This window comes from Actinoplanes sp. OR16, assembly GCF_004001265.1.
Classification (GTDB): domain Bacteria; phylum Actinomycetota; class Actinomycetes; order Mycobacteriales; family Micromonosporaceae; genus Actinoplanes.
Window position 1 is genome coordinate 6,223,947 of sequence record NZ_AP019371.1, and the last position, 12,588, is coordinate 6,236,534.

The 12,588-nt window shown below is 71.0% G+C and carries 14 protein-coding genes; 5 read left to right on the forward strand and 9 right to left on the reverse strand.

Annotation, left to right across the window (positions count from 1 at the left end):
• Positions 1-219: 219 nt before the first annotated feature.
• Genes EP757_RS28445 through EP757_RS28460 form a run of 4 tightly spaced genes read right to left on the reverse strand, consistent with a single transcriptional unit; the run spans position 220 to position 3,222 of the window.
• Entirely contained in the window at positions 220-978 is a 759-nt protein-coding gene (locus tag EP757_RS28445) for a glycoside hydrolase family 16 protein (RefSeq protein ID WP_174262456.1), read from the reverse strand.
• On the reverse strand, positions 978-1,607 hold the full coding sequence (locus tag EP757_RS28450) for a nitroreductase family protein (protein WP_127551124.1): 630 nt from the start codon (positions 1,605-1,607) through the stop codon (positions 978-980). The genes EP757_RS28445 and EP757_RS28450 overlap by 1 nt, the downstream gene beginning before the upstream one ends.
• Positions 1,608-1,617: 10 nt before the next feature.
• Entirely contained in the window at positions 1,618-1,917 is a 300-nt protein-coding gene (locus EP757_RS28455) for a hypothetical protein (RefSeq protein WP_127551126.1), read from the reverse strand.
• 36 nt (positions 1,918-1,953) lie between these two features.
• Positions 1,954-3,222 carry a citrate synthase gene (locus tag EP757_RS28460; protein ID WP_127551128.1) on the reverse strand — a complete coding sequence of 423 codons (1,269 nt, stop codon included), beginning with the start codon at positions 3,220-3,222 and terminating at the stop codon, positions 1,954-1,956.
• 145 nt (positions 3,223-3,367) lie between these two features.
• Here EP757_RS28460 and EP757_RS28465 point away from each other — a divergent pair, with 145 nt between their 5' ends.
• Both EP757_RS28465 and EP757_RS28470 read left to right on the forward strand, forming a co-directional pair.
• Positions 3,368-4,492 (forward strand): citrate synthase 2, encoded by a 1,125-nt coding sequence (locus tag EP757_RS28465; RefSeq protein WP_127551129.1) that lies wholly within the window; start codon positions 3,368-3,370, stop codon positions 4,490-4,492.
• A 196-nt stretch (positions 4,493-4,688) separates the two neighbouring features.
• Positions 4,689-5,624 (forward strand): hypothetical protein, encoded by a 936-nt coding sequence (locus tag EP757_RS28470; protein ID WP_127551131.1) that lies wholly within the window; start codon positions 4,689-4,691, stop codon positions 5,622-5,624.
• A gap of 84 nt (positions 5,625-5,708) precedes the next feature.
• Here EP757_RS28470 and EP757_RS28475 read toward each other — a convergent pair whose 3' ends face one another.
• Genes EP757_RS28475 through EP757_RS28495 form a run of 5 tightly spaced genes read right to left on the reverse strand, consistent with a single transcriptional unit; the run spans position 5,709 to position 9,870 of the window.
• Complete coding sequence (locus tag EP757_RS28475; protein WP_127551133.1) at positions 5,709-6,548, reverse strand: alpha/beta fold hydrolase; 840 nt, start codon at positions 6,546-6,548, stop codon at positions 5,709-5,711.
• Entirely contained in the window at positions 6,545-7,396 is an 852-nt protein-coding gene (locus EP757_RS28480) for an SDR family oxidoreductase (RefSeq protein ID WP_127551135.1), read from the reverse strand. Before EP757_RS28480 ends, EP757_RS28475 begins: the two co-directional genes overlap by 4 nt.
• The gene (locus EP757_RS28485; protein WP_197725599.1) at positions 7,393-8,850 is read right to left on the reverse strand and encodes an NAD(P)/FAD-dependent oxidoreductase; all 1,458 of its coding nucleotides are present in this window, start codon (positions 8,848-8,850) and stop codon (positions 7,393-7,395) included. Before EP757_RS28485 ends, EP757_RS28480 begins: the two co-directional genes overlap by 4 nt.
• Positions 8,840-9,175, reverse strand: a complete 336-nt coding sequence (locus EP757_RS28490) for a DUF4873 domain-containing protein (protein WP_127551139.1) — start codon at positions 9,173-9,175, stop codon at positions 8,840-8,842. Before EP757_RS28490 ends, EP757_RS28485 begins: the two co-directional genes overlap by 11 nt.
• The gene (locus EP757_RS28495; RefSeq protein ID WP_127551141.1) at positions 9,172-9,870 is read right to left on the reverse strand and encodes a TetR/AcrR family transcriptional regulator; all 699 of its coding nucleotides are present in this window, start codon (positions 9,868-9,870) and stop codon (positions 9,172-9,174) included. The genes EP757_RS28490 and EP757_RS28495 overlap by 4 nt, the downstream gene beginning before the upstream one ends.
• A gap of 54 nt (positions 9,871-9,924) precedes the next feature.
• On the opposite strand from EP757_RS28495, the gene EP757_RS28500 reads away from it, so the two are divergent.
• The 3 genes from EP757_RS28500 (at position 9,925) to EP757_RS28510 (ending at position 12,502) form a co-directional block, all read left to right on the forward strand.
• On the forward strand, positions 9,925-10,812 hold the full coding sequence (locus tag EP757_RS28500) for a diiron oxygenase (RefSeq protein WP_127551143.1): 888 nt from the start codon (positions 9,925-9,927) through the stop codon (positions 10,810-10,812).
• A gap of 185 nt (positions 10,813-10,997) precedes the next feature.
• Positions 10,998-11,207, forward strand: coding sequence for a hypothetical protein (locus tag EP757_RS42950; protein WP_160165905.1), 210 nt, complete (start codon positions 10,998-11,000; stop codon positions 11,205-11,207).
• 194 nt (positions 11,208-11,401) lie between these two features.
• Entirely contained in the window at positions 11,402-12,502 is a 1,101-nt protein-coding gene (locus tag EP757_RS28510; RefSeq protein ID WP_127551145.1) for a uroporphyrinogen-III synthase, read from the forward strand.
• Positions 12,503-12,588: the final 86 nt, after the last annotated feature.

Below are 12,588 nucleotides of genomic sequence, written 5' to 3' on the forward strand. Positions count from 1 at the left end.
GACACCGCCCCGACAGCAGCGCCCTCAGCCGCCGGCCTCCGCCCCGACAGCAGCGCCCTCAGCCGCCGGCCTCCGCCCCGACAGCAGCGCCCTCAGCCGCCGGCCTCCACCCCACCGTCGTCACCGCCCAGCCGTAGCCCACGCACGTCCCCGCGTTCCAAGATCGCCCTGCTTGCGGGACCGGCGGCCGTAGCTCGGCGGGCCTGGGTGGCGGTGGTGCTACAGAGGGCCGCTCCAGCCCCGCACCGAGTGGACCCGGGCGGACTTCGGGTAGCCCGCCGGCGACGGGGCGGCCACCTCGAAGATGTCGATGAGCAGGAACAGCGGATAGGACGGCGCCTGCGGAAGGGAGCGCACCACCACACCTTCGCAGCCGATCGTCGTGGAGCCCGGACCCCACACGGCGGTCCAGGTGTGCGGGCGGGAAGCGTCCACCGGAACCGTCACCGAGGCCATGTCGGTGACCAGCCGGTCGTCGTGGTGGGCCTTGACCCCGGACCGGGCCACCGTGGATGACGGCCCCACCGCCGAGGCGTCGATCTCGAACAGGCAGATCTCGCCGGAGTCGCGGGGTGACAGGTGTTCCGTGCCGACCAGCCAGACCGCCAGCATGCAGTTCTCGTCCACGCTGGCGCTGACCGTGACGTCGACCCGGCCGGATGACGGCGCCCACAGCAACGAGGTGACCGACGGGGTCCGGACGGTGAGGCCGTCCGGCCGATGCCGATGCGTACCGGGATGGTTCCCGCTCTGGATGTTGGAAACCCGGAGTGGAGCGTCCTCCGGCCGCCAGTCGAGCTGGTCGGCGTCGATGCGCAGGCGCAGACCGTCGTCATCGAGGTCGTAGCGGGCGCGCGAGCGATCGGGAGTCGTCCAGTGCGGCAGGTAGTGATCCACCCAGCGGTCCGCACGGAGCGAAGCGGAACGGAAGTCGTCGGCGAAGTCCGGCGGGCGGGCCGGAGTGGCAGGGAGCAGCACTACTGCTGGAACCGTTCGAAGTGGACGACTTCCTCGAGCGGCCGCCGCTTCGGCTCCGACCAGCGGCCCTTCGCCGGGTATCCGAGCGGGATCAGCGCCATCGTCAGGGCGTCGTCGGGGAGACCGAGCAGCCCTCGTACATCCTCTTCGTGTCCGATGTGCAGAGTCGTCAAGGTGGCGCCGAGACCGTAGGCGCGGGCCGCCAGGATCAGGTGCTGCACCGCGCCGTAGATCGACGAGCCCAGCCGCGGGTTCGTCGACTTCGCGGCGCCCAGCAGCACCGGGAAGATCCAGACCGGGGCCTCTTCGAGGTGGTTCGCCAGGTGGTCGGCGGCGAGGAAACTGGGCTTGCTCATCGGGCCGCCGGCCGGCGCGTTCAGGATCTGCTCCCGCCGCGAGCCGTAGTGCCGCTCCCAGCCTTCCCGGTACCACTCGGCGATCTGCCGCTTCGTCTCCGGGTCGCGGACCACGATCCACGTCCAGAACTGCCCGTTGCCGGCGGACGGCCCGCGGATCGCCGCGTCCAGGATCGCGCGGATCACGTCGTCGGCGATCGGCTCGGTGGAGAGGTAGCGGCGGGCCGGCGTGGAGTGCAGCGCCTCGAGCAGCGGCAGTTCTTCAGGGTTCATGCCCGCCAGCCTACGATCTTGTAGGGCGCATCACGCGAGCGCCGTGCACCACGCGGACGGCGGCGATCCCGGTCAGCCACGCCAGGCCGGCGGTGTAGAACGGCGGCCAGTGGAACGGCTCGAACGTGTAGACGACGACCGCGGCGAGCGGCACCCACGGCAGGCGCAACGGCCACCACGGCACCCACGGCACCGCCAGGAAGATCACCGCGGCGATCACTGCGGGTATGCCGTGTTTGATGCATTCGTACACCAGGATCGCGGCCACGAAGAGGCCGGCGACTGCCCAGCCGACCCTCGGCGCGTCCACTGTTCCGACGGTACCGACCTCGGCCGCCGCCGCAGCTCACGTGGGTGATTCGCCCGCGTATCGACCACTCGGACGGTATCGCGACGGCCTGTCCGTGTACTCCTCCAGAGCATGCGCCAGCCACCCGGCGGTCCGCGCCACCGCGAAGATCGCCTCACCCGCGTCCGCCGGCATCGCGTGCCGCAAGGTGAGTGCCGCGAGCGCCAGATCGATGTTGGGATGAATGCCCGACCTGGTACGCATGACCGCCGCGAGTTGTTCCGTGACGTCCTTCGCCGGCCCGTCGATCAGGGATAGCAGCGTCGTTGCACGCGGGTCCCCCTCGGGGTAGAGGTGATGCCCGAAACCGGGGATGGTGCCGCTCGTCCCGGCCGCCCGCAGCCGCTCGGAGATGACCGCCACCGGATCCCGCCCGGTCACCGCGGCGGCGAGCAGCGGATGGGTGAGCGAGCTCGCCGCACCGTGCAGCGGCCCGTCGAGCGCTGCCAGCCCGGCGCTGACCACCGCGTACGGATGGGCCCGTGTCGAAGCGGCGATCCGCGCGGCCAATGTGGACGCCGCCATGTCGTGATCGGCGAGCAGCACCAGCGCCGCGTTGAGTGCCCGGATCGACTCCTCGGTCGGTGACTCGGCACTCAGCCGATACCAGAGCGACTCGGCCAGCGACATCTCCCCGGCCTTCCCCGCCGGCACGGCCGCACGCGCCGACCCGGCTTCTTCCGCCGGCACGGCCGCACGCGCCGATCCGGCTTTTTCCGTCGGCACGGCCGCACGCAGCGGCAGGGCGTGCACCATCGTCGACAGCAGGTGCCGGCCGGTGGCGACCACCGCCGCCGGTGTCGTGTCGAAGCGCAACGGGTCGGCGGCGGCCACCGCGGCGACCGTCACCCGCAGCCGATCGGTCAGCCGTGCCGTCGGCGGCAGCGGATCCGTCACCTGGCCGGCGAGCCGGATCAACTGCTGATCAACCGGGAACTCGATGTCGTCGAGATCGCCGGTCCAGAGCAGCGACGTCACGGCCTCGAACCGCCTCGTCCGCGCGAGCACGGTGGCGTCCCGCCCCCGGAAGTAAAGCTCACCCCTCTTGATCAGCGTGATACCGGTCTGAATCTCCGGGGTCGTGGTCCGCCGCCGCTTGGCGATGAACTCGTCGACATCGTGCTTCGCGAACAGACTGCCCTTCCCGTCAGCATTGCGAAGGCTGCGAAGCTGCCCACGACTGACATACGCATACACGGTCGCCGTCTTGACCCCGAGCCGCTCAGCGACTTCATCAGTGGTCAACAGCTGGTGCAGGTCATTCATGTGCGCAGAGTCCCTCGTCCGTCCCGACGCCGCCATGTCAACTCTTCAGCCTGTGGATATCTCGTGTTTCGACGACTTGTGCGGATCCTCTCATGTTGACCGAATCAACATTGACATCAAGTCGTGTTGATTTCAGATTGAAGTCATGTTGACTGTCAATCCAGGGCTTGCCGGTGTCGTCGCGTTCGACACCGAGATCGCTGAACCGGACCGTGATGGTGGATCGCTGCGGTACCGCGGTGTGGACATCCGGTCGCTCGCGGGCCACGTCTCGTACGGCGACGTGTGGGGGCTGCTCGTCGACGGTGACGTCGAGCGCGGACTGCCTGCGGCACAACCGGATGTGCTGCCCGTGCGGACCGGTGACGTGCGGGTCGACGTCCAGGCCGCCGCCGCGATGCTGGCGCCGCGTCTCGGCGCCCGGCCGCTGATCGACATCGCGGCCGGTGAGGCGCGGGACGACCTCGCGCGGACGTCGGCGATGCTCCTGTCGTACGTCTCCCAAGCCGCCCGTGGCGACGGGACCACCGTGCCGCAACACCTCGTGGACGCCGGGCGGACGGCCACCGAGCAGTTCATGATCCGCTGGCGGGGCGAGCCGGATCCGCGGCACGTGACCGCGATTGATCGGTACTGGATCTGTGCGGCCGAGCACGGCATGAACGCGTCGACGTTCACCGCCCGGGTCGTCGCCAGCACCGGGGCCGACGCGCCGGCCTGTCTCTCCGCCGCGGTGGCCGCCCTGTCCGGGCCCCTGCACGGGGGCGCGCCGGCCCGCGCGCTCGGCATGATCGAGGCGGTCGAGGGCGGGGTCGACGCGCGGACGTACGTGCGGCGGGTCCTGGACAGCGGGCAGCGCCTGATGGGTTTCGGTCACGCGATCTACCGAGCGGAGGACCCGCGTGCGCGCATCCTGCGGGAGGCGGCGCGGGAGCTGGGCGCGCCCCGGTACGAGGTGGCCCGCGACCTGGAGACGGCCGCGCTCGCCGAACTGCGCGAGCGCAAGCCCGACCGGGTCCTGGAGACGAACGTCGAGTTCTGGGCCGCGGTGATCCTGGACTTCGCCGAGGTGCCGGCCGACCTGTTCACCGCGATGTTCACCTGCGCCCGGACGGCCGGGTGGAGCGCGCACGTCCTGGAGCAGAAGTCGCTCGGCAAAATCATCCGCCCATCCGCCGACTACGTGGGGCCGGGGCAGAGGGACGCGGCGTCGGTCCGGGGCTGGCACACGGCGGAACGCCGTAACGGACGGATCGTCACACCGGCCTGAGGCGCGCGGGGCACGACCCACACTGTGTCCGACTTGGTGCTTTTGACGGGTATTCGAGGCGGGTCCGCCCGCATCCAACACTGGTGCAAAGCGGTTATCGGTGCAAAAGTCGCCGTATAACACACCTTTACGGTCGACGGCCGGAACGGCTTGCGGGTACCTCGCCCGTGGCCCTGATACACGCGGAAGGCACTCGATGGCTGTCACGCCGGGGGCACCCGACGACCCGCACACCCACCCGAACGACGCCACCCAGGTGTTCCCACGTCAAGAGCCTTCGTCGTACGCGGGCCGCCCGCCCCACGACCCTCGCCCGAACGACGTCGCCGGCCTGGCCGGCGGCGCTTCCGCGCACGACCCGCGCCCGCTCGACGCGACGATGGTCATGCCGCGGCGGGAGCGGCCGGCCTGGCGTGGCCCGGAACCGGCCGAGGCGGCTCAGAAGGCGCGGCGGCTGCGCAACCGGAAGATCGCCAGCATGGTGTTCGCCGCCACCGGACTGCTCGTGGTCACCTCCGGCGCCTGGGCGGTGCTCGGTTCCGGCCCCGGCGACCCCACGTTCGCCGGGGCGGTACCCACCCTGCCCGCCGCCCACATGTCAGCGAGCGCGGGCCCGGCCGCGGTGGCGCCGCTGCAGCCCGTCGGCGAGCCCACCTCCGGGGTGGCGCGTTCAGAAACGGTCACCCCGTCGGCGGCCCGAACCTCCGGAACGCCCCGGACGAAGCGCCGCACGCACGTGAGCGGAGCACCGTCCGCCTCGGTGCGTGCCTCGGCACGGGCGGCGGGCCGGAAGTCGGATGAATCCGGTATCACGCCGTCCGACGCCAGACCGCTGTCGGTCCTCGCCCCCGCCTCGGTGAGCATCGAGAGCCCTCAGGACGGCGAGACCGTCGAGGAAACCGTCACCGTGAGCGGCGAGGCAGAGGTCCCCGATGGGCACCAGGTCTACCTCCTGACCGGTTCCGATCAGGAAACGAGCACCTGCCAGGGTGAGAGCCACTTCGTCTGCGGCCCGGTGGCCATCGATGACGGCGAGGAGACCGTGCCACTCGCCGTCGTGGTGGCCCCCGAAGGAGACGCCGCCGCCGCCACCGCCCGCGATCAGATCACGGTACAGCGCACGGCCGACTGACGGAGACGCCGCGAAGCGGCCCGGACGGCGTCCCCTCCGCCGCCGCCCGGGCCGAGGCGAGCCGCAGCCCTCGGCGCCCGGAAGTCAGACGGTCACTTCGGACAGGACGGGCCTCACCAGCCGGGCGAACTCGTCGGGGCGTTCGATCTGGGGCATGTGCCCGGTGTCAGCGAACAGGTGGGAGCGGGCGTGCGGGAACGCCGCCCGGGCCGCCGCCAGGTGGGCGCAGGGGAGGATCCCGTCGCGGTCGCCCCAGAGGATCATGGTCGGTCGGGGGTGGGCGGCGACGCGGCGGAGGAGGTCGGTGCGCCAGGGCGCGGCGACGCCACGGAAGCCGCCCAGGGCCTTGGCGATCTCCAGGTAGACGGGAGCGAAGTCGGGCTGACGGGCGATTCTGATCGCCATCTCGACGCGTTCCGGGGTGACCAGGGCACGGTCGGCGAACAGCTGGCGTTCCACGCGGGGTGCGGTGCGGGCGTCGATGCGCCGGAGCAGCCGCCGGCCGATTCCCGGAACGGCGAGCAGGCGTAGCGCGACGGTCACCTCCTTGCCGAAGCCGGCGCTGTTCACCAGGGTCAGGGTGGAGACCCGATCGGGCGTGCCGGCCAGCATCGTCATCGCCACCGCGCCGCCCAGGGAATTGCCCATCAGATGTACGGGCCGCGTCTCGCCCAGCGCGTCCAGTGAACGCAGGACGCCGTCGGCCAGCACGCCGAGGGTGGTGGTCGCGGGGGAGCGTTGCGACAACCCGAATCCGGGCATGTCCAGGCTGATCACCCGGTATTCGCCGTCGAAACGGGGATGCTGCTCCGACCAATCCTCGAGGCTGCGCCCGATTCCGTGCAGCATCACCACGGGCGGCGCCTCGGCCGGACCGGACTCGTGGACGCGGATGCGGGTTCCCCGTACGTCGATGAACCTCATTTCTTGATCGCATCCCGCCGGGGGGTGGCAGCCGCCGCGGTGAGCGCCCGCACGATCCGCGCGTGGCCGACGGGAAGCAGCCGGGCCAGCAGGTCGGGCACCTTCGCGCTGGTGGAGATCAGCAGGCGGGCCTTGCGGGCGGCGACGGCGTGCAGGATCTGCTCGGCGGCCTTGTCCGGCGGATAGCTGAGCAGCGCGGCGAACAGTTTCCGATTCGGCTCGATCTCCGATTCGGGGACGTCGACGCCGACGAGCGCGCTCTCCGCGATCCGGGTGCGGATACCGCCGGGGTGCACGGTGGTGACCCCGATGCCGTTCTCGGCCAGTTCGGCGCGCAGCGATTCGCTGAGTCCGCGCAGCGCGAATTTGCTCGCCGCGTAGGCGGACTGCCCGGGCGGCGCGATCAGGCCGAACAGCGACGAGACGTTGACCAGATGCGAACCGTCGCGCAGGGCCGGGAGCAAGGCGTGGGTGAGCAGCATCGGCGCGCGGAAGTTCACGTTCATGACGGTTTCGAACTGCTCGACGGAGACCTGGTCGAAACGGCCGCCGAGCGCTATCCCGGCGTTGTTCAGCAGCAGGCCGATATCGCCGGCGGACCCGCGGATCTGCGTGGCGAGCGATTCCACGGTGGACCTGTCGGAGAGGTCGGCGACGATGGTCTGCACCGTGACGCCCGGATGGGCTGACCGGATCCGATCAGCGACCGCGGTGAGCCGGGGCGCGTCCACGTCGACCAGGACGAGGTTGCTGCCGCGGTGGCCGAGACCGTAGGCGAGGTGCTCGCCGATGCCGCTGGCCGCGCCGGTGAGCACTGCTGTCCGGCCGGCGAATCGATAGGGTTTCATGAGGCCACCTTGTCGGAGACGGACGCACGGGTGAAGGTCATGTCGCGGGTGACGTCGGCGCGCGGGGTGGTGAGCAGGTCCCGCAGGTAGTTCTGCCGGACGATCCACGGATCCCGGTCGCCCTGCCGGGGAAACTCGTCGAGGGCGCGCCGCACGTAGCCCGAGGAGAGGTCGATGAGCGGCCGCCCGCTGCGGACCCGGCCGGTGGGCGTGGCGGCGGCGTACCCGTGCCGGTCCAGGTGGTCGAGCAGTTTCAGCACGTACCGGTGCGACAGGTCGGCCCGCAGCGTCCAGGAGGCGTTGGTGTAACCGATGCAGTACGCGAAGTTCGGCACGCCGCTCAGCATCAGCCCGCGATAGGCGACGTGCCGCCCGACGTCGATCGGATCGCCGTCGACGGCGAGGGCCAGGCCGCCGACCGGCAGCAGCGACAGGCCGGTCGCCGAGACCACGACGTCGGCTTCGAGGACGGTGCCGGACTTCAGGCGGATCCCCTCGCTGACGAACGTGTCGATGTGGTCGGTCACCACCGACGCACGGCCGTTCGCGATCACCTGGAACAGGTCGCCGCCGGGGATCACGCAGAGCCGCTGGTCCCAGGGGTCGTAGCGTGGCTTGAAGTGCTCGTCGACGTACCCGGGGTTGCCGAGGTAGCGCAGCGCCATGCCGCGCAGGGCCTTGCGCACCAGCGTCGGCCGCCGCCGCGCGAGCTGGTAGAACGCCTGCGTGACCAGGATGTTCTTGGCGCGAGCGACCCGGTTCGCGGCCGTCGGCGGCAGCACCTTGCGGGCCAGGTCGGCGATCACGTCGCGGTCCGGAAGCGGGGTCACGTACGTGGGGGAGCGCTGCAGCATCGTCACGTGCGCCGCCTCGGCGGCCATGGCCGGCACCAGCGTGACGGCGGTGGCCCCGCTGCCGATCACGACGACGCGCTTGCCGGTGTAGGAGAGATCGTCGGGCCAGAACTGCGGGTGGACCAGCGTGCCGGTGAAGTCGGAAATACCCGGGAAATCGGGTCGGTGGGCCGTCGTGTAGCTGTAATAGCCGGAGCAGCTGTAGAGGAAATCGCAGGTCAGCACGCTCCCGTCGGCGGTGCGGACCGTCCACCGCGCGTCCGGGGTCGACCAGTCGGCACGCACGACCCGCTGGTTGTATCGGATGTTTCCGGTTATCCCGGCCTCGGCGGCCGTCTCCACGATGTAGCGCCGGATCGCCGCGCCGGACGCCAGCGCCTCCGGCTCCCGCCACGGGCGGAACGGATAGCTCAGCGTGAACATGTCCGAGTCGGATCGCACCCCGGGATAGCGGAACAGGTCCCAGGTCCCGCCGATCGCGTCCCGAGCCTCCAGGATCGCATAGCTGTCGCCGGGCCGCTGACGCTGCAACCGCCACGCCGCCCCGATCCCGGAGAGACCGGCCCCGACGATCAGGACATCGAAGTGGTCAGGCACGATCGCCCCCGAAACCGCGATCGCCCCCGATGTCGGAGTGGACTCCGAACCACGGCGGGGTCCCCGTACCGGAAAGGCGCACTCCGCCCCAAGGATCCGGCTCGCTCAGCTTGACCGGCGTCTCCCGGGAATCCACGACGAGGACCGCCGTGCGCAGCCCCCCGCTCACGCGACGCAGGAGATCGTCGTCCGGGCCGGTCCGCCCGGCCCACCGGAACCGCCCCTCGATCGGCTCGAACCGCGCCGACAATCGGACCGCGACCGCGATCTCTGCGTCCGCGAGGCGCAGCGAGGCCGGACCGCGGTACTCCTCCTCGTCAGTGCTCATGAGTCCTCCGTGGGAATCGTGAAGGCGCCCAGCCCGCCGGGGATGTCGGCCGCCCGCGAGATCCCCGAGATGCCACCCCAGAGGAACGTCGTCAGGTATTCGCTGAGCGCCTCGCGGCTGATCGGCTGCTGCTGCCGGAGCCACCAGTCGCCGACCGATTGGACATAACCCACCACGCCGTACGCCCAGGGCAGCGCGGCGCCGGAGTCCAGCCCGCGAGCGCGCAGCCGGTCGCCGAAGATCCGGGCGAGCCCGCTGGCGACGGTGTCCACCACATCGGCGACCACGTCCCGGTGCCGTGCGATGTCCGGCTGGTGCACGACGAACCGGTAGAGGTTCAGGTCGGCCTCGATCTGCGCGAGGTAGACGTCGATGACGGCGGCGACGACCGCGCGTTCCTCGCGGACGTTCGCGACGGCGGGGACCATCGCCTCCAGGATGATCCCGCCGGCCTCCTGGCCGACCGCGAGCCACAGCTCCGACTTGTCGGCGAAGTACCGGTAGAGCACCGGCTTGCTGACGCCGGCGTGCGCGGCGATCGCCTCCATGCCGATGTCCGGCCCGTGCAGCCGGATCGCCTCGATGGCCGCGGCGGTGAGCTCGGCCCGGCGCTGCTCGCGGTGGTGGTCCCAGCGGCCCCGGCGGCCATCGCCGCGTTTCGATGGGGGATTGACGGGTGGTGTGGCCGAGTTCATAGTACAAGAAGTAACTGTTACCGCCGGTAACGTCAAGCCCTCCGGAGGCCTTTCATGACGACCGACCGCGACCGCACCGCCACCCGGCTGCTCCGCTCGTCCGCCGAGCACTCCTACGACCCCGAGGTGGAGATCGACTGGGAGGCGCCGTTCGTCGCCGGCAAGTTCTTCGTGCCGCCGCACCGGTCCAGCCTCTACGGCACCGCGCTCTGGGACCGGCTCACCGAGGAGCAGCGCATCGAGCTCACCAAGCACGAGGTGGCGAGCATCGCCGGCCTCGGCGTCTGGTTCGAGACGATCCTCATGCAGCTGCTGATCCGCGACTACTTCAAGCAGGACCCGACGGCCGCGCACGCGCAGTACGCGCTCACCGAGATCGGCGACGAGTGCCGCCACTCGGTCATGTTCGGCCGCATGATCGCCCGCCTGGACACCCCGATCTACCAGCCGGTCGGCTTCAACCACTGGCTCGGCAAGTGGATCGCCGCCACCGGCAGCGGCCCGCGGATGTTCGCCGCCATCCTGATCGCCGAGGAGATCCTGGACACCCTGCAGCGCGAGGCGATGGCCGACGAGAACGTGCAGCCCCTGGTCCGGATGGTCTCCCGCATCCACGTCGTCGAGGAGGCCCGGCACGTCCGGTACGCCCGCGAGGAGCTGGCCCGGCAGATCCGCCGGGCGGGCCGGGGCCGGATCGTCTTCGACAAGCTGGTGATCGGCCGAGCCGCCTTCCTGACCGGCCGCCGCCTCGTCGACCCGCGCGTCTACCTGTCCGTGGGCATCTCCCCCGAGGAGGGCTGCCGCGCCGCCTGGGCGAACCCGTACCACCGCGAGACCATGCGCTGGGCCGGCGAGCGCGTCGTCACCTATCTCAAGGACCTCGACCTGATCGGCGGCCCGGGCGCGGCCCTCTGGCGAGCCTCCGGCCTGCTGGCCGCATAGGGGACGGGCGATGTGAGCGACGTCGCCCGGGTGCGGGACGGTTTCCGGCCGGTTGCCGGTGGCGGGGCGACGGATGGATGAGGGCGGTCCCACCCCGGCGGTGCGGAACCGGACGTTCGGTCCCTGGGCGGGCGGATCTTTCGCGTGTGAGATGGGCGCGACGGATTCGTACTGGGGAGACTGCTGTGATCGACGAGGCTCTGGTCGCCTACAACGCCGGCCGGGTGGACGGGGCCGCCGGCCACCGGGACCCGCAGGTGGCCGAGGACCCGGAGTTCGGCGCCGACTACCGGATCGGGCTGCTCGACGGGCGGATCGCCGCGTTCCACCTGATGACGGAGATCCGCCGGGTTCTGGGTGCGGAGGGCTCGCTCTTCGACGAGGGTGAGAGCTGAGTCACGCTGTGACCAGCGCATGATCAAGTCCTCACAACGGCGTCCCGCCGCCAAGTGACCGCCCGTTATCATCACGGAAACATGACATTGCCGGTCCCGAAACCAGGTCTTAGGACTCTTGCGGCGAGGCTCGTTCACGACGATGGAGACGGCACCCGTCGTGAACGGCGGCGAGAGTCCAGGATGGGGACCGGATGACCGAGGGCGCACTGGCCGGTTTCACCGTGGCGGTGACAGCGGAACGACGTCGCAGTGAGATGGCGGCGCTGCTGGAGCGGCGTGGCGCGCGGGTGGTGAGCGCACCCGCGATCACTATCATTCCGCTGATCGACGACGACGCGCTGCGGGCGGCCACCGAGGCGTGCATCGGGCTGGAACCGCACCTGGTGGTGGCGACCACCGGATTCGGGTTCCGTGGCTGGCTGGAGGCGGCCGAGGGCTGGGGTCTCGCCGAGACGCTGCGGGAGTCACTGCGCAACGCGAAGATCATCGCCCGGGGCCCGAAACCGTGCGGCGCGATCCGCGCGGCCGGGCTCACCGAGGACTGGGCGGCGAAGACCGAGGCCTCCGAAGAGGTGCTGGAACGCCTGCTCAGCGACGGGGTGGCCGGGCGGCGGATCGTGGTGCAGGAGCACGGCGAGCCGCAGACCGAGTTCGTGAACGCGCTGCGGGCGGCCGGCGCCGCCGTCGTCGAGGTGCCGGTCTACCGCTGGGCCATGCCGCCGGACGCCGCGCCGGTACGCCGGCTCACCGAGCAGGTGGCGGCCGGCCAGATCGACGCCGTGACGTTCACCAGCGCCCCGGCGGTGAAGGCGTTCCTGACGATCGCCGGGGACGCGGGCGCCGACGTCGGCGCCGCCTTCCAGTGCTCCACCCTGGCAGCGTGCGTCGGCCCGGTGACCGCCGCGCCCCTGGTCGAGCGGGGCATCCCGGTCGTCATGCCGGAGCGCTACCGGCTCGGCGCGCTGATCAAGACGGTCACCGACGAGCTGCCGAAGCGCGCGGTCCGGCTGCGCGTGGCCGGCTCCACCCTGGAAGTGCGCGGCCACGCCGTGCTCATCGACGACAACTTCCACGCCCTGGCCCCGGCGGCCATGGCGATCCTGACGTCACTGGCCCGCCGGCCGGGCGTCGTCGTGTCCAAGGAACAGCTCGCCGAGGCGTTGCCGCGGGGCAACGACGGGCACGCGGTGGACGTGGCAGTGGCCCGTCTGCGTGCCGCTCTCGGATCGGGGAAGCACATCGAGACGGTCATCAAGCGCGGTTACCGCCTGCGGGTGGACGACGCCGCCTGACGACCTGATCGGCCGGGATCGGACGAGATCCTGACGGAACGTACGGGAGAGCAGCGCTGCCGTCGTACGGGAAAAGGGCCTGATGC

What these genes read in the sequence shown, in the direction of transcription:
- EP757_RS28450 (WP_127551124.1), bottom strand. Translation starts at nt 1,607, where the DNA reads ATGAACCCTGAAGAACTGCCGCTGCTCGAGGCGCTGCACTCCACGCCG.
- EP757_RS28460 (WP_127551128.1), bottom strand. Translation starts at nt 3,222, where the DNA reads ATGAATGACCTGCACCAGCTGTTGACCACTGATGAAGTCGCTGAGCGG.
- EP757_RS28465 (WP_127551129.1), top strand. Translation starts at nt 3,368, where the DNA reads ATGTTGACTGTCAATCCAGGGCTTGCCGGTGTCGTCGCGTTCGACACC.
- EP757_RS28470 (WP_127551131.1), top strand. Translation starts at nt 4,689, where the DNA reads ATGGCTGTCACGCCGGGGGCACCCGACGACCCGCACACCCACCCGAAC.
- EP757_RS28475 (WP_127551133.1), bottom strand. Translation starts at nt 6,548, where the DNA reads ATGAGGTTCATCGACGTACGGGGAACCCGCATCCGCGTCCACGAGTCC.
- EP757_RS28480 (WP_127551135.1), bottom strand. Translation starts at nt 7,396, where the DNA reads ATGAAACCCTATCGATTCGCCGGCCGGACAGCAGTGCTCACCGGCGCG.
- EP757_RS28490 (WP_127551139.1), bottom strand. Translation starts at nt 9,175, where the DNA reads ATGAGCACTGACGAGGAGGAGTACCGCGGTCCGGCCTCGCTGCGCCTC.
- EP757_RS28495 (WP_127551141.1), bottom strand. Translation starts at nt 9,870, where the DNA reads ATGAACTCGGCCACACCACCCGTCAATCCCCCATCGAAACGCGGCGAT.
- EP757_RS28500 (WP_127551143.1), top strand. Translation starts at nt 9,925, where the DNA reads ATGACGACCGACCGCGACCGCACCGCCACCCGGCTGCTCCGCTCGTCC.
- EP757_RS28510 (WP_127551145.1), top strand. Translation starts at nt 11,402, where the DNA reads ATGACCGAGGGCGCACTGGCCGGTTTCACCGTGGCGGTGACAGCGGAA.